The organism is Aeromonas sp. s6 (assembly GCF_040907815.1).
Taxonomy (GTDB): domain Bacteria; phylum Pseudomonadota; class Gammaproteobacteria; order Enterobacterales; family Aeromonadaceae; genus Aeromonas; species Aeromonas caviae.
The window spans coordinates 116542-133442 of record NZ_JBFOCN010000027.1; the positions used below are offsets into that span (position 1 = coordinate 116542).

Genomic DNA, 16901 nt, shown 5'->3' on the forward strand with positions numbered 1-16901 from the left:
CGTTACGCTTGGGGGAAGTCGTCAGTGGGTGACTTGCTTAAATGAGTCTTTGGGACGACATTGACACTTTCGTGCAGCTCGCTGTAGACAAGCACGGCGCTACCTTGTAGCAATTGTTGCCTGACTGCTTCGACCTTGTCGGTCAGGCTGACATCCTGTTCACCGTATTCGGTGCCTTCTTGCAGCACAAAGTGTTCGAGCAGGTTGGTGAGGGTGTCCGGCTCCAGTTCTTGCCAGGGGATAATCATGATTTCATCTTCACTCAGTGGGTTGCGGATATTGTCGATGTCTGGTCGGCAAGCGCAAGGGATTTGTCTCGTTTTGGACGAGGGGAGCCATGCAATCCATTGACGCACGCCGACCCTCCAGTCAATTCGAACAGCACCTGTTCGATGCCCGCCGCCGCGCCCTGAGCGCCGGTTTGCGCTGGTACTGGGTCATCAATCTCATCGCCCTCGTATTTCTGCTGACCCGCTTCTACATCTATCGGGATGCACACCTGGTACTGGTCGGCAACCTGCCCTGGTCATACAAATGGCAGCTCTTTGCCATGATAGGTGTTGGCCTGCTGCTGCCGCTCGGGTGGGGCTGGCTCTCCCGTCAATCCCATGCCATCTGGCTGGTGTCCCTGTGCGTCTGTGCCCTGGCCTGGGGGCTAGCCTGGGCCATGGTGGGTTACACCATCTCGATCGTCGACTTGAAGGGAGGCTTCAGTTTCATTTTCAACATGGTCAGTCTGTTGCTGCTGACCGGTCTCGTCGCCGCGTATTGCGATGTGCGGCTGTTTTACGCACTGGTGTCGGTCCCCCTGCTGTTCTTGTTGGTGAGAGCCTCCTGGAGTCCTGAGCCCTTTGTTCTGGTCAACACCATAGTGGTCGGGGTCTTGCTAGTGGTGCTGGAGACGGGACGGCGCATGCTCAACGGCTGGTTCGAGCTTGCGGTGTCAAGGGAGCACGACAACCTGATGCTGGCAAACAAGATGAATGCCATGGCCAACCGGGATCCCCTGACCGGCATAGCCAACCGTCGCCACTTCGATCAGGCGTGCAAGCGTGCCATTGCGCAAGGCACCACCCAGGATGTACCGCTCACCGTGATCCTGCTCGATGTGGATTTCTTCAAGCGCTACAACGATCGCTATGGGCATCAGGCGGGGGATGAGTGCCTGATCTTGGTGGCCGAGTGCCTGGAGGAGAGTGTGCGGGAGCCCGGCGATCTGGTGGCGCGCTACGGGGGAGAGGAGTTCGTGGTGTTGCTGCAGGAGACGACGCTGGCCGGTGGCCAGGAGGTGGCGGAGCGCATTCGCGCCACTCTGGCGGCCAGGGCTCTGCCCCATGAGGATTCCGACGTAGCCCCCCACCTCACCCTGAGCCAGGGGATAGCCCAGTGGCGAGCCGGGGAGAGCCTCGTCATGCTGCTCGAGCGGGTCGATGGCGCCCTCTATCAGGCCAAGGAAGAGGGGCGCAACGGTTACCGGTTCGCGCCCTGAGTCTGTTGCCGCAACCACTGGCTGATGCGCTCATCCAGCCAGAAACGGGGGCGCCAGGGAGAGCCGTGCAGGAAGCCCACGTGGCCGCCCTGGCGGCTCAGCTCGTAGCGCACCAGAGGGGAGAGCTGCTCCGCCGCCGGAATGACGGCATCGGTCATGAAGGGATCGTCGGCGGCGTGAATGACGAGGGTCGGGATGGGAATGCGGGCCAGCAGGCTCAGGCCGGAGCAGGTCTGGTAGTAGTGATCGGCGCTTTCGAAACCATGGAGCGGTGCCGTCACCAGCTCGTCGAACTCCCTCAGTGTGGCGATGCGGGTGATCTGGGCCGGCTGCCAGCGCGCCCGTGCCGCGCTCTGGCGCCGGATCTTGCTTTGCAGGTTGGTTCGCATGGTGCGCAGCAGGTAGTTCTGATAGACCCGTGAGAAGCCCTGATTGACCCGATCGGCACAGCTTGCCAGTTGCAGCGGGGCCGACACTACCACCGCCGCCTTCAATGGTGCCGGGCAGGCCCGCGCCAGCAGATTGACCAGCATGTTGCCCCCCAGGGAATAGCCGATGGCGACCAGGGGACGGCCAGGAAAACGCCGCCCCAGCTCGGCAATCACCGCTTGGGCGTCCTCGATGGCGCCTGAGTGATAGGCCTGCAGCAGCCGATTCGGCTCGCCACTGCACCCCCGAAAGTGCATCAGCACCGCCTCGTTCCCTTGCCGCTGCAGGTGGGCAAAGAGCCCTTTGGCATAGTGGGAGTGAATGCTCCCCTCCAGTCCGTGGAACACCACCACCAGGGGTTGTTCATCCTGGCCGGGTTCGCCGCTCCAGGCCAGATCGACGAAATCGCCGTCCGGGAGTTCGAAGCGCTCCTGGATGAAGCGGGCAGGCGAGCGGCGCAGCCACTTGGGCAAAATGGTTTGCAGATGGGGGTTGCGGGCCCACCAGGGGGCGTGGAAGTGGCTTTCTGTCAACATGCAGCGACTCGGAAGAGCTGGGAGGAAAAGGGTGCGGCGAGCCCTTGGCTCGCCGCGACATCAGGCCAGCAGACGATCGTGGTGCTCGGCGCCGCGCAGCATGGCCTGGATCAGTTCGTTGGCTTCAAACTTGGTGAGCGCCTCGTGGGCGCCGACCTGATGGGCCCGCTCCACGCTGATCTCGCTGGAGAGGGAGGTGTGCAGGATGATGTAGGCTCCCGCCAGCTTGGCATCGCTCTGCACCTCGAAGGCCAGCTCGTAACCATCCAGCCCCGGCATCTCGATATCGCTCACCAGGATGTCGATCCGCGTGCCCTGGGAGACCCGGGTCTGCATCAGGGTGAGGGCGTCGCGTCCGTTGGTGCAGACCTCGTAGGGGATGTTGATGTAATCGAGCGCCGCCATGAGCTGGCGACGGGCGACGGAGGAGTCGTCCACCAGCAGGATCCGCATCGGCTTGAGCCGCTCGCGCTGCACGTCGGTCAGCACGGGGTAGAGATGGCTGGGATCGTCCGGATAGACCCGCGACAGGATGAGCTCCACATCCAGCAACTGGATCAACTGATCTCCCACCCGGGTCACGCCGGTGACGAAGACGTTCTGTCCCAAGGAGGGAGGGGGCGGCTCGATGTCACGCCAGTTGCACTCGGTGATCTTGTCGATGCCCCGCACCAGAAAGCCCACCAGGGTGCGGCGGCAATCGGTGATGATGATGAAGCAGTGGGGCATCTCCTCCCGGCTGATGGGGCGGTAGCCCACGGCCATTGCCATGTCGATCACCGGGATGGTGGTGCCGCGCATGCTGGCGGCCCCGAGCACGGTGGGATGGGATTGTGGCAGGGCGGTGAGCTGGGTGTAGGGCACGATCTCCTTCACCTTGAGGGTACCGATGGCGAAGGATTGTCTGGCAGAGAGGTGGAACAGCAACATGCCCTGGGATTGGTTGGCCTTGCTCGTCATGGCGGATGTCCTGTTGATCTAGTCGGTGACGGTCAATCGGGTGTTCAGCATAAAGGATGGTGACATGAATGACTCCTTTGTTGTTAGCGGCGGTGAGCCGCAAAACTGGATTTCTTTTGCCATCCTTTTATGCCTCTCTTATCGGGTCGCGGTCGGCTGAGGGGAGAGGGGCGCCCCGAGCCATTGCAGATGAGCCTCGGCCAGCGCGCTTTCATCCCGATAACCCAGCCTGCTCACCACCTGTGACGGTGTGCTGCCGCTTCGCAGCAGGCGAATCCCCTGCAACAGTTGCCACTGATCCTGCAGTACCCGGGCGTCCGGGCCCTCGAGACCGCGAGTGCCCAGCAGGGTCTGCCAGGCAGCCACGCTATCCGGCTGCGCTCTGGCCAGGGCTTGCCAGGCATCTTGCAGTGCCTGATCCCCCAGTGACGAGATGGTGCAGCCGTGCAACTCATCTCCCACCACTTGCAGCCGCTGCCCATAGGGGCCTTGCCAGTCGCGTGGGCGTGACCAGGCCGCCAGGCTGTCCAGCAGTGCGTCCATCAACGGGCTTGCCTGCAACCAGCCAGCCTGGGCGGGCTGGGGCACCCGCACGGAGCAGGCCAGCAGATCATGCTGGCAGCCAGCCAGAGGGGTGAAGGCGGCGAGGGCATCGGCACAGAGCCAGAAGTGGCTGCCAGGTGTCAGCAGCAGCTCATGGGCACCCAATTTCAGCAGCGCCACCCCCTGGGTGACGCGCAGCAATTGGCCCATGGGGGAGCGCTTGCGGGGGCCGACCTGAAGGGTGGAAGTGGAAAAATGCTGATATTCGATGGCGTGATGCATGTAAAAACCCTGATATGATGCTGCCTGGAGGTAACAAAAATGGAAACCAGACGTAAAAAACGCTTCATTGCCGGGGCAGTTTGCCCGGCGTGCGGCAAGATGGACACCATGATGCTGTATATGGAGCATGGAGTCGAGAAGGTGACCTGTGTCGAGTGCGGGGATACCCAGGTGCAGACCCAGGAGCAGGTGGACAAGGCGACGCGCGAGGCGGAGCAGGTGATAGGGGTGTTTCGTCCCGAGTGAGTGGCATGCCTCAAGGTGATGGTACGCCGGTCAGGCTGGTCGCTGTTGATGACTTTTTCATCACACTGAAGCCGGGCCGACCATATGCTTGTCTGCCTTTTTGAGGTATTCTGAGCCCGTTTTTTTCTATCCGCAGGATCCCTGACATGAAAGTAGCTCCCCTGAGCGTGGTTACGCTGGAATACACGGTCACCGACGAACACGGTGAAGTCATCGACACCACTGTAGGTAAAGAGCCGCTGGTGTATCTGCACGGTACCCGTTACCTGGTCTCCGGCCTCGAAGCCGAGCTGGAAGGTCGCAGCGTGGGCGAGGCGTTCGACGTCACCCTGACGCCGAACCAGGCCTATGGCGAGTACGACGAGAATCTGGTGCAGGAAGTGCCCGGCGAGCTGTTCGACGGTATGGAAGTGTCTGAAGGGGATACTTTTGTGGCCGAGACCGACGACGGCCACCGCCCGGTGACCGTCATCGAGGTGTCCGAGGAGTTCATCAAGGTGGACGGCAATCATCCCCTGGCTGGCGTGACCCTGGGCTTCAAGGTCGAGATCAAGGACGTGCGTGCCGCGACCGCCGAAGAGCTGGCCCATGGCCATGTGCACGGCGCTGGTGGCTGCGGTCACGATCATGGTCATGACCATGATCACGGCCATGATCACGATCATGACCACGGTGGCTGCTGTGGCGGCCATGGTCACAACCATGCACACGATCACGGCGACGATCACGGTCACGGTGGTTGCTGCGGTGGTGGCGGTTGTGGTGGCAAGGGCCATCAGCACTGATCACGGCCTGGCCGATGATAAAAAAACCCGCGCATGGCGCGGGTTTTTTTATGGCTGGCACGCATCAGTAGTGCGGTGGCGGCGTCTCTTCGGCCATGCTGGCGATCTGGCTCGGCTGTACGCTCTGCAATTTATCCACCAGTAGATGGATCTGGTGTTTGAGCCGGTCCAGCTCGCGACCCTGGGTGGTGACCTCGTCGTTGAGCTGCTCCACCGTGTATTCGGCAAAAGCGAGGCGGCTTTCCAGGGTTTCGAGGCGTTCGTTTAGTTGCTGACTCATGGGCCTTTTGGTCCTTACTTGATAGTCCAGATTTCAGCCAGGCCACTGGAGCTGGCACTGACGAGGTGGTCATTGTCGCGCAAAGCCACGCCATAGACCACAGCGCTCGGCGGTTTCACCTTGGGATGGGGCGAGACGCGCCAGCTCTGCAACGGCTGGCCGTCACTCACCTGCCACAGAGTGAGCTGGCGGGAGGGGGCGCCGGTGATGAGCCAGTTGCCGCCGTTGGCGAAGCGGGCGCTGGTGTAGACCTCGAAGCGGTGATCATATTGCAACCTGCTGTGCTCCTTGCCGCTTTTGAGATCCCAGATGCTGGCCTGGCGACTGTCTGCGGTGAAGGCGAAACGTCCGGACGGATCCAGTCTCGCCATCACGACTCGCCCGGCGTGGTTGAAGCGCCACACAACCTGGCCCGTGCGGGTGTCCCACAGATAGGCGCTGTAATCGTTGCCGCCGGTGAGGGCATAGCGACCATTGGGGGAGAGATCCACCGTGTTGACCTGTTCGGTGTGGCCGAGGAATTGCAGCCGGCGTCCGGTCTGGGTGTCGACCACTTCCGCCTTGCCGTCTTCACGGCCGATGAGCACCTGGCGGCCATCCGCCGAGATCGCCGCATCGCGCAGGCGGGATTCTGGCAGAGAGTAGTAGCCCTGGGAGCGGCCATCCTGCAAGCGCCAGATGGCGAAGGTGTGTTGGGTGGCGGTGATGGCATGGCTGTCATCGGGGGAGAAGCGGGTCAGGGTGACGAACTCTTCCTGGTCGTCGCTCTGGCGCCAGCGCCAGCGCTCCTTGCCCTGTTCCAGATCCCACACCACAGTGCCCTGACTCAGGCTGGAGACGAGCGCGAGCTTGCCGGAACTGGCGAGATCCGCGCTCAGCAGACCCTGGTTGGCGAGGCGGATCTGCTGGCTGGGAAGTGAGCGTTGTTCGCACCCCGTCAGCATCAGGCAAATACCGATGAGATAAATGGCACTTTTGATCATTTTTCCTGTCTCATGCTTTCGTTACCTGCGATCACGGCGTTAGTATAAGGCGCTTATCACGATAAACCTCTCATTTCACGAAGGAACCGAGAGCGGTATTTAGAGTTTTGGAGAAACTGATGAACAATTTTCTGAAGGTGTCCCTGTTGGCTGCGGCGGTTGCCGTCGGTCTGACTGCTTGCCAAAAAGATGAGAAACCTGCTGCGACCAACACCGCAGAGGTCAAGGCAGAAGCCAGCAAGCCGGCAGAGGCCCCCAAGGCTGAGGCCAAGAGCTTTGAAGAGCAATCCGGCTATGCGATCGGCCTCTCCATGGGTCGTTATATCGCCAATACCCTGGAGCGCCAGCAGGAGCTCGGCATCAAGCTGGACAACACCGTGATCCTGAAGGGTGTCACCGACGGTCTGGGCAAAGAAGCCAAGATGACCGACGAGGAGATCCAGAAGGTTCTGCAGGAATACGACGCCAAGATCAACGAGCTGACCAAGGCGAAGGCCGACAAGGATGCCGTGGAAAACCTGAAGAAGGGTGAAGAGTTCTTGGCTGCCAACGCCAAGAAAGAGGGCGTGAAGAGCACTGAGTCCGGCCTGCAATATCAGGTCGAGAAGATGGGTGACGGCGCCAAGCCGAAGGCCACCGACATCGTCAAGGTACACTACACCGGTACCCTGACCGATGGCACCAAGTTTGACAGCTCCGTCGATCGCGGCGAGCCGGCTACCTTCCCGCTCAACCAGGTGATCCCGGGCTGGACCGAAGGGGTGCAACTGATGCCGGTCGGCTCCAAGTTCAAGTTCTTCCTGCCGTCCAAGCTGGCCTATGGCGAGCACGGTGCAGGTTCCATCCCGGCCAACGCCGTGCTGGTATTTGACGTAGAGCTGCTGGCCATCGAAAAACCGGCTGCCGATGGCGACAACGCCAAGAAATAAGCTCAAAGCACCATAAAAACGGCTCCCCAGGGAGCCGTTTTTGCTTGTGTATTGTCGCAATCCCCCGGATAAAGCGATGAGGCCGTCTTGAGTGTGTGGCGGCTAGCCCCCAGAATAGACAACAAAATCAAGCGCAAGGATGGATCTCGTGGCTGAAAGCAAACCCCGTGTCCTGTTGGTGGAAGATACCCGCAGTCTGGCGGTCGTCTATGAGCAGTATCTGGCCCAGGATGGCTACGAGGTGCAGCTGGCAGACTGTGGCCAGCAGGCTTTGGCACAATTGCTGGCAAGCCCGCCCCCCGTGGTGCTGCTCGACCTGGAGTTGCCCGACATGTCCGGCATGGACATCTTGCAGCAGATCACGGAGCGGCAACTGCCCTGCTCCGTGGTGGTGATCACCGCTCACGGCTCGGTGGATGTGGCGGTGGAGGCGATGCGGTTCGGGGCCTTCGATTTTCTCACCAAGCCGTTCGATGGCAAGCGCCTGTGCGCCACGGCGCGCAATGCCCTGAAGCACCAGCAGCTCAGCTCGCTGGTGGCCCAGTATCGGGAAAACTTCGAGCGCAGCTCCTTTGCCGGTTTCATCGGCGCCTCCATGGCGATGCAGGCGGTCTATCGCATCATCGAGAGCGCGGCGCCGAGCAAGGCCACCGTCTTCATCACCGGCGAGAGCGGCACCGGCAAGGAGGTGTGCGCCGAGGCCATTCACCAGTGCAGCCCGCGTCGGGATCAGCCTTTCATCGCCCTCAACTGCGCCGCCATTCCCCATGACCTGATGGAGAGCGAGATCTTCGGCCACGTGAAGGGGTCGTTTACCGGTGCCCAGGGGGATCGCAAGGGGGCGGCCAGTCTGGCGAACGGCGGCACCCTCTTCCTCGACGAGATCTGCGAGATGGATCTCGACCTGCAGAGCAAGCTGCTGCGTTTCATCCAGACCGGCACCCTGCAGCGGGTCGGCAGCGGCAAGCTGGAGACGGTGGATGTGCGCTTTGTCTGCGCCACCAACCGGGATCCCCTGGTGGAGGTCAAGGCCGGACGGTTTCGTGAAGACCTTTACTACCGCCTGCACGTGATCCCGCTGGCGCTGCCCCCCCTGAGGGAGCGGGGAGAGGACATCCTGCTGCTGGCCCGGGAGTTGCTGCTGCGTTATGCCGGTGAGGAGAACAAGCGATTCAGGGACTTTGATGCGGACGCAGTGCAGGTGCTGCTCGACTACCCCTGGCCCGGCAACGTGCGCGAGCTGCAAAACGTGGTGCGCAACATAGTGGTGCTCAACGATGGCGAGCTGGTGAGCCCGGATATCCTGCCACCTCCCCTCAACGGGGGGCGTACCCTGGCCCCGGAGCCTGCGGTCGGGATCGCGGATCCCCAGTCAGAACCCGTGGTCGTTCGCAGGCAGGTTCGTCCGCTCTGGCAGGTGGAAAAGGAGGCCATCGAACAGGCCATCGCCAGTTGTGATGGCAACATCCCCAAGGCGGCGGCCCTGCTGGAAATAAGCCCTTCCACGATTTATCGCAAGAAGCAGAGCTGGGAAGAGGCGAGTCCGGCCTGAGCCGTCACCTCTGCTCCCGGGCAGACATGCTGATGTGCGGGGCGGCCAATTGGTCGCCCCGCACGCTTATCAGAGTTTGGCGAGCTGCTTGAGCCTGGCCAGCCGTTCTGCCTCGTTGGCGGTGAACCAGCCATCCTGTGACAGCAGAAACCAGGCGCGGGCAAAGTACTCGGTCGCCGCGGGATCATTGAGCACGAGTGCATTCTCCCCCAGCTCCTCGAACACATAGCCATCCTCGGGGGTGCCGACGGCGGCCATGTCGTCGCGCAACTGTGCCAGTTCGGCCATGGCCTGTTCATGGCGCTCCTGGGCCCGGCTCAGGCGCGCCAGACTCCAGCGGGCGATAAAGGCTTTGCCCTGGTTGTTGTGCTGCTCGTGCCAAGCCAGGCACTTTTGCTGACAGGCGATGGCCTCGTCGAGGCGACCCAGCTCGAACAGGGTCCAGCCCTGATTGTTATAGAGGCTGGCGAGCCAGCCTCGCGTCCGCTTGTCGTGACTGCGCTCGGCCAGGGTCATCGCCAGCTGGTGCCAGTGGCTCTGCTCCTCCAAGGGGGCGGCGATGGCCACCATGTGGGCCGCATCGATGGCCAGATAGTGCTCTTCGTACTGCTCTCCCAGTTGCCAGGCCTGTTCAAACAGGGCTCTGGCGCTGGCCTTGTCACCGGCGGAGTTGAAGGTGCGGCCACGCTCCAGCAAGGCGCGCAGGCGGGCCCGTGGAGTCGCCTCGGTGAGGCGGGGTTCTATCTCGTCGAGCAGCTGGTGCGCCTGTGCAAACTGGCGTTGCAGCGAATGGGTGCGGGCTATCTGGGTGAGGAGCTCCAGCTCCCATTGCAGGTTGGCGGCACGCGCCTCGGGCAGCAGTGCTTGAAAACGCTGGGCGCTGGCAACGGGATCCTGATAATCCCACAGTGCCATGAAATCGGGCGGATTGTTCATCTGGCCTCCATGCCGGTTATCCGCCCACCAAGATGCCTGAAGGCCATTCTTTGTACAAGAAGGGGACTGGCGCCATCGTGACGCCAGCGCTTGCCGATCAGTAGACCATGGCAAGGCTCATCAGCATCAGACCCAGGGCAGCAAAGGCTCCCTCCTTGATAGCCAGGCGCGGTACCAGTGCCTTGGGCAGGGCAGGGAACAGGCTCAGGGCAAAGCCGAACCCCGGCATCAGCCAGTGGAAAGCAGGGCTTCTCAGGGCGGGATCCGCAGCGCCATTGATGACGATGAGCAGGATAAAGAGGGTGAAGGCGGGCAGGATAAACCAGCGGGCATGGCCGGCGGCAACCGCCCGCAGTGGCGAGATGCGATAGAGCACCAGGGTCACGAGGAAGAGGGCGAGGGGAGCCAGCAGATAGAGCGGGGCCGGGTTCATGATGAGTGTCTCCTGACAAGGGGGGCAGAGTGTAGGCAGTCCGGGTGGGGAATGACCAGTCCCCCGCGCCCGGGCTGTAAAGCGGATCGCAGGGCAAAGGTTTGCCTGGGCAGGATCAGCGGAACCAGAACCAGAGCACGGCAAATACCAGCCAGCTCAGCACCAGCAGGATCCAGGGCAGCGGGTGCTGGCGGGTGAGCTCGATGACCTCGGCTTCGCTCTCCTCTTCCGGCGTCTCTTGGGAAGAGTGCCTGGCTTTGGCTTGCAGTTTCTTCTGGCGGCTGGCCTCGCGGGCCTTCGCCTTCATCTGTTTCTTGTATTCGTCTATGCCCTTCTGGATCCCCTGGGCGATGAGCTGGGTTTGCTCCTTGGTCTGCCCCGGCTTCTGGTTGGCACGGGCGATCTTCATCGCCTCCTGCTGGGTTTCGGGGGAAATTTTGTCGTACTTGGCCATTCCAGGCACTCCTTGGCATTGATTGGCGGGCAGTATGCCATAACCGTTACCGGCGGGCTGCCATCATGGGGGAAATTGCTCTGCGAGTGGGGTGCCTCTGTTCCAAATAGGGGAAACAGGTTGCGTGGATGATCACATTTGGCGGAATTTGTGAGTCGCCGATGAAAAACCGTCACATGTTGTTTGTTATATTACCGCCCGATCCTGGATAGGGTCGTCCAATAACAAAATAACAAGGTGATATGGAAATGAATTATAAATTTGTCAAAGGAAGTATCGCACTGGCAGTGCTTGCCGCATTGAGCGGCTGCAATACCTCAAGCAACGACAGCGTCGCCCCCTGCACCGAAAATGTCTGCAAGCTGACCATTTTGCATACCAATGATACCCACGGTCGTTTCTGGCACAACGACAAGGGCGAATATGGCATGGCGGCCCAGAAGACCCTGGTCGAGCGGCTGCGTGCCGAGGCGAAAGCGGCGGGCAGCGAAGTGCTGGTGCTCTCCGGCGGTGACGTCAACACCGGGGTGCCGGAGTCGGATCTGCAGGATGCAGAGCCGGACTTCATGGCCATGAACAGCATCCGTTACGATGCCATGGCGGTGGGCAACCACGAGTTCGACAACCCCCTGACCATCCTCGAGAAACAGCGTCAGTGGGCCCAGTTCCCGATGATCTCCGCCAACATCTATGACAAGACGAGCGGCAAGCGCTACTTCGATCCCTACAAGGTGTTCAAGCTGGAGAGCGGCCTCAAGGTCGCCGTGCTGGGTCTGACCACAGAGGACACCGCCCAGCTGGTGGATCCCAACAACGTCCAGACCCTCGAGTTCCGCGATCCGACCACTGAAGCCGCCAATCTCGGCAAGCAAATCCGCGACAACAAAGAGGCGAACCTGGTTCTTGCCATCACCCACATGGGCCATTACGAGAATGGTCAGCACGGCAGCAACGCACCGGGTGACGTGGAGATGGCCCGTGCGCTGCCGGCAGGTACTCTGGACGCCATCATCGGTGGTCACTCCCAGAACCCGGTCTGCATGGAGCCGGGCACCCCGGACAAGTACGCCGACTTCAAGCCGGGCGACGACTGTCAGCCGGATCAGCAGAACGGCACCTGGATCATGCAGGCTCACGAGTGGGGCAAGTATGTGGGTCGTGCCCAGTTTGACTATCAGAATGGCAAGCTGACCCTGACCCAGTACGATCTGATCCCGGTCAACCTGAAGAATGCGGACGGTGATTTCATTCAGGAAGAGATCGTCAAGGATCCCGAGCTCTACAACACCCTGCTCACCTATCAGGAGAAGGGACAGCAGGAGCTGGGTGTGGTCATCGGTGCCACCGATGGCGTACTGGACGGTGAGCGCGCCAACGTCCGCAACAAGCAGACCAACCTGGGTCGTCTCATCACCACCGCGACCGCCGAGAAGCTGAGCACCGACTTTGGCATCGTCAACTCCGGTGGGGTGCGTGCCTCCATCGCGGCAGGGGACATCAGCTACCGTGACGTGTTGACCGTGCATCCGTTCGGCAACACCGTCAACAAGGCGACCATGAGCGGCAACGAGCTGCTGACCTACCTGGGTCAGGTCGCGACCAAGACCGCCAATACCGGTGGCTATGCCCAGTTCGGCGGCATCAAGATGACGGTGGATTGCCAGGCCAAGAGCGTGGACATCGCCACCATCGGCGGGAAGGCCTTCGATCCGGCAGCAACCTACAGCTTCTCCATCCCGAGCTTCAGCGCGGCCGGTGGTGACGGTTATCCGAAGATCGACACCATCAATGCCGGTCTGGTGGATGCCGGTGTGCTGAAGGATTATATCGCGGTGAAGAAGACCATTCAGGTCGCCGATTATCAGCCGGCCGGCGAGGTCAGCTATATCAACTCCACCTCGGTAGAGGGTTGCAAATAATCCCTGCACCCCGAGCCAATAAAAAAGAGAGGCAGTCATGGCTGCCTCTCTTTTTATTTTCAATGTCATCAGCAGTGTCTCTCGGGAAATATATCCGGCCACGGGAAGCTGCCCCGAAATAGGGCATGACACGATCTGATGGCAATAAAAAGGCGACCCTGAGGTCGCCTTGATGAAATGGGTCGGTTGAGCCTTAGAGCTGCTCGATGCCGACGATATGCCAGGGGGCATTGTCCTTGGCGAGATCACGCTCGAGGTGCCACACCTCCTTGATGTCCTCCTCGACCTGCTCCTGACGGTCCATGTAGCGGCCGCTGAAGCGCACGCTCACCTGGGCCCAGTCGCTGCCGTAGTCGGCACGGACCAGCTGGGTGTCCACGTACATCACCTCGGTGTGCTGCTCACCGGAGAGCTCGGCGCGTTCTGCCTTGAGGTGCTCGAACAGCTCGGGGCTCACGTACTCGCGGATCTTCTCCAGGTCGTTCTTGTTCCAGGCCTCTTGCAGGGTGCGGTAGTGATCGCGGGCGCCGGCCAGGAAGCCGTTCATGTCAAAGCCCGGGGGCAGACGGAAGGGCACGTCGCTGTCGGCAAAACCGGTGGCCTGCGGGGCGCTGTGGCTCTGCTCGAACTGCTGGGGGGCCGCGCTCTGGGGCGGTTGATAGCCCGCATAGGCCGTCTGTGGCTGGGCCGCTGCCGCCTTGTTCCTGCGCAGGGCTCGGAACAGGAAGACACCGCCCAGTGCCAGCAGGGCGATCAGCAGGAAGTCCATCCCTTGCAGACCTTCGAAGGCACCGCTGCCCAGCAGGTAGGCAAACAGACCGCCGGCCAGCAGACCACCCAGCAGGCCGCCCATCATGCCGCCTTTCTTGGGTGCCTGGGCGCCCACGGTCGGGTTCTTGGTGTCGACCGGCTTGGCCGCAGGTTGGGCCGGGGCCGTCTTGTAGCTCTTGCCAAAGGATTTGCCGCCACCAAGTTTCTTGGCCTCGGCGATGGGTGCCCCAAGGCCAATGGCCAGGATCAGGGCAAACAGGGTCAGCATCTTTTTCATTTTGACTCTTTCACTCTCATGTAGGTGGGGGCATGCTCTGCTTGTGCAAGCTCAGCGAGGCGCATGGCAGGCTGCCAGTCCCTTTTTGTGTTGCAGCTTGCGGGTATGATTATCACGGATGGCATGAATTATTCATGAACAGATTGAGTCGTCCGACAGGGGGGCACCCATGAGACACAGACGGCCGAGTCGCTCGGTGCGCAGGTTGCGCAACAAACAAAGAGCAAGAACGAACGCTCAGACCCTGGTCTGGCCCTTTCTCGTACTGTGAGGCAGGTCTGCGGCGCAGAAGTGGATGGCGCTGACGAGGCCAGGGTCCCGTCTTGTCGCCGGATGCGATGACGGGACGTATTAGCACTCGCGATGGCGGGGTTTCTTTTGTAAAATTCCCGTCCCCTTCCCGCTGCGGTTTTTATGTGTATGGCAGAGCAAGTGACGGCGAAAAAAGACGCCAAGACACAACAGCTGAAAGTACCTCCCCACTCTTTTGAGGCCGAACAGTCCGTACTGGGCGGCCTGATGCTGGACAACGAGGCCTGGGATCGGGTCGCCGAACGGGTGATCGACAAGGATTTCTACAGCCGCCCGCACCGCCTGATCTTCCAGGCCATGACCCGCCTCTCCAATGCGGGCAACCCCATCGACCTCATCACTCTGCAGGAGGAGCTCGAGCGCTCCGAGCAACTGGAAGAGGCCGGTGGCTTCGCCTATCTGGTGGAGATCGCCAAGAACACCCCGAGTGCCGCCAACATCAGTGCCTACGCCGAGATCGTGCGTGAGCGGGCGGTGGTGCGGGAGATGATCTCGGTCGCCAACGAGATAGTCGAAGCGGGCTACGAGCCCCAGGGGCGCACCTCCAACGATCTGCTGGACTTGGCCGAGAGCAAGGTGTTCCAGATCGCCGAGCAGCGCACCAGCGCCAACGAGGGCCCCCAGCCCCTGAAGCTCATCCTCGAGCAGACCGTCGACAAGATTGAAGAGCTGTTCAAGACCCCCCACAACGGGGTGACCGGCGTGTCGTCCGGCTACAACGATCTGGACAAGATGACAGCCGGCCTGCAGCGCTCGGATCTGGTCATCGTCGCCGCCCGTCCCTCCATGGGCAAGACCACCTTTGCCATGAACCTGTGCGAGCACGCGGCCCTCACCGCCGACAAGCCGGTGCTGATCTTCTCCCTCGAGATGCCCTCCGAGCAGATCATCATGCGTATGCTCGCCTCCGTGGGGCGCATCGACCAGACCAAGGTGCGGACCGGCCAGCTCGACGACGAGGATTGGGCGCGGCTCTCTTCCACCATGGGGCTGCTGCTGGAAAAGGGCAAGATGTACATCGACGACTCCTCCGGCCTGACCCCGACCGAAGTGCGCTCGCGCGCCCGTCGGGTGGCGCGGGACAACGGCGGCATCAGCATGATCATGGTGGACTACCTGCAGCTGATGCGGGTGCCCAGTCTCTCCGACAACCGTACCCTGGAGATCGGTGAAATCTCCCGCTCCCTCAAGGCGCTGGCGAAAGAGTTGCAGTGCCCCGTGGTGGCGCTCTCCCAGCTCAACCGAAGCCTGGAACAGCGTGCCGACAAGCGCCCGGTCAACTCGGATCTGCGGGAATCCGGCTCCATCGAGCAGGATGCGGACTTGATCATGTTCATCTACCGCGACGAGGTCTATCACGACGACAGTCCCGACAAGGGGATCGCCGAGATCATCATCGGCAAGCAGCGTAACGGCCCCATAGGACGAGTGCGGCTCACCTTCCAGGGTCAGTTCTCGCGCTTTGACAACTACGCGGGCCCGGCGTTTGATGATGACTACTAAGTCGGGAGCCTGCTCCCGGTATCCAGACACAGTTTTCCCGGTTCGACAATTCTGCCGGTCCGGCCTTAGACGATGAGATTTGAGGGCTGACACCACCCGGTGCCTGATTATCATGCCCTCGTAAGGGAAAACAGATGAAAGCGGCTATCGCCCAAATCAATACAGCGGCCCTGCGCCACAACCTCGCTGTGGTCAAACGCCACGCCCCCCAATGCAAGATCATTGCCGTGGTCAAGGCCAACGCCTATGGCCACGGCCTGCTGCCGGTCGCCCGCACCCTGGTGGATGCGGACGCCTACGCAGTGGCCCGCATCGAAGAGGCGCTGATGCTGCGCTCCTGCGCCGTGGTCAAGCCCATCGTGCTGCTGGAGGGCTTCTTCAGCGCCGCCGACCAGCCGGTGCTGGCGGCCAACAACCTGCAGACCGCGGTGCACACCTGGGAGCAGCTCGAAGCGCTGGAGCAGGCCGAGCTGCCTGCCCCCGTGGTGGCCTGGCTCAAGCTCGACACCGGCATGCACCGCCTCGGGGTACGGGCCGAGGAGATGCCCGCCTTTATCGAGCGCCTCGGCAAGTGCAAGAACGTGGTGCAGCCGTTCAACGTCATGACCCACTTCAGCCGCTCCGATGAGCTGGAGCAACCCACCACCCGCGAGCAGATCGACCTGTTCTGCCAGCTGACTGCGCCGCTGTCGGGCGAGCGCGCCATGGCCAACTCGGCAGGCATCCTGGCGTGGCCGGATTCCCACTGCGACTGGGTGCGCCCCGGCGTCATCCTCTACGGCGTCTCCCCTTTCCCCAATACGGTGGCGGCGGATTATGACCTGCAGCCAGTGATGACCCTCAAGACCCAGCTCATCGCGGTGCGCGATCACAAGGCGGGCGAGCCGGTAGGCTATGGCGCCAACTGGGTGTCGGATCGCGATACCCGGCTCGGGGTGATTGCCATCGGCTATGGCGACGGTTATCCGCGCATGGCCCCCAACGGCACGCCAGTGCTGGTCAATGGCCGCATCGTGCCTCTGGTGGGGCGCGTCTCCATGGACATGACCACGGTGGATCTCGGCCCCGGCGCCACCGACAAGGCAGGTGACGAGGCGGTGCTCTGGGGGGAAGGGCTGCCGGTGGAGCGGGTGGCCGACCAGATCGGCACCATTCCCTATGAGCTCATCACCAAGCTCACCTCCCGCGTCTTTATGGAGTATGTGTAGGCGAGTCGCCCCTCATCCCCCATCCTTCTCCCGCGAGGGGAGAAGGGAGAACAAAAAGGCCGCCCCGACAAGGG

The 16901-nt window shown here is 61.7% G+C and carries 18 protein-coding genes; 8 read left to right on the forward strand and 10 right to left on the reverse strand.

What is annotated here, in order from left to right; all coding sequences use genetic code 11:
• Window positions 1–2 precede the first annotated feature (2 nt).
• The gene (locus AB5Y50_RS03175; protein WP_010673242.1) at window positions 3–248 is read right to left on the reverse strand and encodes a YheU family protein; all 246 of its coding nucleotides are present in this window, start codon (window positions 246–248) and stop codon (window positions 3–5) included.
• Window positions 249–337: 89 nt separating this feature from the next.
• On the opposite strand from AB5Y50_RS03175, the gene AB5Y50_RS03180 reads away from it, so the two are divergent.
• Complete coding sequence (locus AB5Y50_RS03180) at window positions 338–1489, forward strand: GGDEF domain-containing protein (RefSeq protein WP_042864339.1); 1152 nt, start codon at window positions 338–340, stop codon at window positions 1487–1489.
• On the opposite strand, the gene AB5Y50_RS03185 is transcribed toward AB5Y50_RS03180, so the two are convergent.
• From AB5Y50_RS03185 to AB5Y50_RS03195, 3 genes are all read right to left on the reverse strand, one after another.
• Window positions 1471–2454 (reverse strand): hydrolase, encoded by a 984-nt coding sequence (locus tag AB5Y50_RS03185; protein WP_045523726.1) that lies wholly within the window; start codon window positions 2452–2454, stop codon window positions 1471–1473. The genes AB5Y50_RS03180 and AB5Y50_RS03185 overlap by 19 nt on opposite strands.
• Before the next feature lie 60 nt (window positions 2455–2514).
• A complete protein-coding gene (locus AB5Y50_RS03190; RefSeq protein WP_045523724.1) occupies window positions 2515–3414 on the reverse strand; it encodes a chemotaxis protein in 900 nt (299 codons plus the stop codon).
• Between the two features lie 138 nt (window positions 3415–3552).
• The gene (locus AB5Y50_RS03195; RefSeq protein ID WP_049636174.1) at window positions 3553–4239 is read right to left on the reverse strand and encodes a hypothetical protein; all 687 of its coding nucleotides are present in this window, start codon (window positions 4237–4239) and stop codon (window positions 3553–3555) included.
• Window positions 4240–4278: 39 nt separating this feature from the next.
• Here AB5Y50_RS03195 and AB5Y50_RS03200 point away from each other — a divergent pair, with 39 nt between their 5' ends.
• Together AB5Y50_RS03200 and AB5Y50_RS03205 are read left to right on the forward strand one after the other, a co-directional pair.
• Entirely contained in the window at window positions 4279–4485 is a 207-nt protein-coding gene (locus AB5Y50_RS03200) for a YheV family putative zinc ribbon protein (protein WP_010673247.1), read from the forward strand.
• 146 nt (window positions 4486–4631) lie between these two features.
• The gene (locus tag AB5Y50_RS03205; RefSeq protein ID WP_010673248.1) at window positions 4632–5270 is read left to right on the forward strand and encodes a peptidylprolyl isomerase; all 639 of its coding nucleotides are present in this window, start codon (window positions 4632–4634) and stop codon (window positions 5268–5270) included.
• A 64-nt stretch (window positions 5271–5334) separates the two neighbouring features.
• Here AB5Y50_RS03205 and AB5Y50_RS03210 read toward each other — a convergent pair whose 3' ends face one another.
• Both AB5Y50_RS03210 and AB5Y50_RS03215 read right to left on the reverse strand, forming a co-directional pair.
• Window positions 5335–5550 (reverse strand): SlyX family protein, encoded by a 216-nt coding sequence (locus AB5Y50_RS03210; RefSeq protein ID WP_010673249.1) that lies wholly within the window; start codon window positions 5548–5550, stop codon window positions 5335–5337.
• A gap of 14 nt (window positions 5551–5564) precedes the next feature.
• Window positions 5565–6533, reverse strand: coding sequence for a WD40 repeat domain-containing protein (locus AB5Y50_RS03215; protein WP_010673250.1), 969 nt, complete (start codon window positions 6531–6533; stop codon window positions 5565–5567).
• Between the two features lie 119 nt (window positions 6534–6652).
• Between AB5Y50_RS03215 and fkpA the strand changes: the two genes are divergently transcribed.
• Complete coding sequence (gene fkpA / locus AB5Y50_RS03220; protein WP_029313875.1) at window positions 6653–7462, forward strand: FKBP-type peptidyl-prolyl cis-trans isomerase; 810 nt, start codon at window positions 6653–6655, stop codon at window positions 7460–7462.
• Between the two features lie 148 nt (window positions 7463–7610).
• Complete coding sequence (locus tag AB5Y50_RS03225) at window positions 7611–9014, forward strand: sigma-54 dependent transcriptional regulator (RefSeq protein ID WP_029313876.1); 1404 nt, start codon at window positions 7611–7613, stop codon at window positions 9012–9014.
• A 69-nt stretch (window positions 9015–9083) separates the two neighbouring features.
• On the opposite strand, the gene AB5Y50_RS03230 is transcribed toward AB5Y50_RS03225, so the two are convergent.
• The 3 genes from AB5Y50_RS03230 to AB5Y50_RS03240 all read right to left on the reverse strand — a co-directional run bounded on the left by AB5Y50_RS03230 (window position 9084) and on the right by AB5Y50_RS03240 (window position 10837).
• Window positions 9084–9950 (reverse strand): tetratricopeptide repeat protein, encoded by an 867-nt coding sequence (locus AB5Y50_RS03230; RefSeq protein WP_010673253.1) that lies wholly within the window; start codon window positions 9948–9950, stop codon window positions 9084–9086.
• A 97-nt stretch (window positions 9951–10047) separates the two neighbouring features.
• Complete coding sequence (locus tag AB5Y50_RS03235) at window positions 10048–10383, reverse strand: hypothetical protein (protein ID WP_010673254.1); 336 nt, start codon at window positions 10381–10383, stop codon at window positions 10048–10050.
• Between the two features lie 115 nt (window positions 10384–10498).
• Complete coding sequence (locus tag AB5Y50_RS03240) at window positions 10499–10837, reverse strand: DUF2956 domain-containing protein (protein WP_010673255.1); 339 nt, start codon at window positions 10835–10837, stop codon at window positions 10499–10501.
• Window positions 10838–11085: 248 nt separating this feature from the next.
• Here AB5Y50_RS03240 and ushA point away from each other — a divergent pair, with 248 nt between their 5' ends.
• Complete coding sequence (gene ushA, locus AB5Y50_RS03245) at window positions 11086–12756, forward strand: bifunctional UDP-sugar hydrolase/5'-nucleotidase UshA (protein ID WP_010673256.1); 1671 nt, start codon at window positions 11086–11088, stop codon at window positions 12754–12756.
• A gap of 193 nt (window positions 12757–12949) precedes the next feature.
• Here ushA and AB5Y50_RS03250 read toward each other — a convergent pair whose 3' ends face one another.
• Window positions 12950–13804: a Tim44 domain-containing protein gene (locus AB5Y50_RS03250; protein WP_010673257.1), complete on the reverse strand. Its 855-nt coding sequence runs from the start codon at window positions 13802–13804 to the stop codon at window positions 12950–12952.
• A gap of 420 nt (window positions 13805–14224) precedes the next feature.
• On the opposite strand from AB5Y50_RS03250, the gene dnaB reads away from it, so the two are divergent.
• Both dnaB and alr read left to right on the forward strand, forming a co-directional pair.
• Window positions 14225–15619, forward strand: a complete 1395-nt coding sequence (gene dnaB, locus AB5Y50_RS03255) for a replicative DNA helicase (RefSeq protein WP_010673258.1) — start codon at window positions 14225–14227, stop codon at window positions 15617–15619.
• Window positions 15620–15753: 134 nt separating this feature from the next.
• Window positions 15754–16827: an alanine racemase gene (gene alr, locus AB5Y50_RS03260; protein WP_010673259.1), complete on the forward strand. Its 1074-nt coding sequence runs from the start codon at window positions 15754–15756 to the stop codon at window positions 16825–16827.
• Window positions 16828–16901: the final 74 nt, after the last annotated feature.

Coding starts and splice junctions, on each gene's coding strand:
- AB5Y50_RS03195 (WP_049636174.1), bottom strand. CDS start 4,239: ATGCATCACGCCATCGAATATCAGCATTTTTCCACTTCCACCCTTCAG.
- AB5Y50_RS03190 (WP_045523724.1), bottom strand. CDS start 3,414: ATGACGAGCAAGGCCAACCAATCCCAGGGCATGTTGCTGTTCCACCTC.
- AB5Y50_RS03235 (WP_010673254.1), bottom strand. CDS start 10,383: ATGAACCCGGCCCCGCTCTATCTGCTGGCTCCCCTCGCCCTCTTCCTC.
- alr (WP_010673259.1), top strand. CDS start 15,754: ATGAAAGCGGCTATCGCCCAAATCAATACAGCGGCCCTGCGCCACAAC.
- AB5Y50_RS03230 (WP_010673253.1), bottom strand. CDS start 9,950: ATGAACAATCCGCCCGATTTCATGGCACTGTGGGATTATCAGGATCCC.
- AB5Y50_RS03180 (WP_042864339.1), top strand. CDS start 338: ATGCAATCCATTGACGCACGCCGACCCTCCAGTCAATTCGAACAGCAC.
- AB5Y50_RS03185 (WP_045523726.1), bottom strand. CDS start 2,454: ATGTTGACAGAAAGCCACTTCCACGCCCCCTGGTGGGCCCGCAACCCC.
- AB5Y50_RS03215 (WP_010673250.1), bottom strand. CDS start 6,533: ATGATCAAAAGTGCCATTTATCTCATCGGTATTTGCCTGATGCTGACG.
- AB5Y50_RS03200 (WP_010673247.1), top strand. CDS start 4,279: ATGGAAACCAGACGTAAAAAACGCTTCATTGCCGGGGCAGTTTGCCCG.
- AB5Y50_RS03210 (WP_010673249.1), bottom strand. CDS start 5,550: ATGAGTCAGCAACTAAACGAACGCCTCGAAACCCTGGAAAGCCGCCTC.
- AB5Y50_RS03205 (WP_010673248.1), top strand. CDS start 4,632: ATGAAAGTAGCTCCCCTGAGCGTGGTTACGCTGGAATACACGGTCACC.
- dnaB (WP_010673258.1), top strand. CDS start 14,225: ATGGCAGAGCAAGTGACGGCGAAAAAAGACGCCAAGACACAACAGCTG.
- AB5Y50_RS03240 (WP_010673255.1), bottom strand. CDS start 10,837: ATGGCCAAGTACGACAAAATTTCCCCCGAAACCCAGCAGGAGGCGATG.
- ushA (WP_010673256.1), top strand. CDS start 11,086: ATGAATTATAAATTTGTCAAAGGAAGTATCGCACTGGCAGTGCTTGCC.
- AB5Y50_RS03250 (WP_010673257.1), bottom strand. CDS start 13,804: ATGAAAAAGATGCTGACCCTGTTTGCCCTGATCCTGGCCATTGGCCTT.
- AB5Y50_RS03175 (WP_010673242.1), bottom strand. CDS start 248: ATGATTATCCCCTGGCAAGAACTGGAGCCGGACACCCTCACCAACCTG.
- fkpA (WP_029313875.1), top strand. CDS start 6,653: ATGAACAATTTTCTGAAGGTGTCCCTGTTGGCTGCGGCGGTTGCCGTC.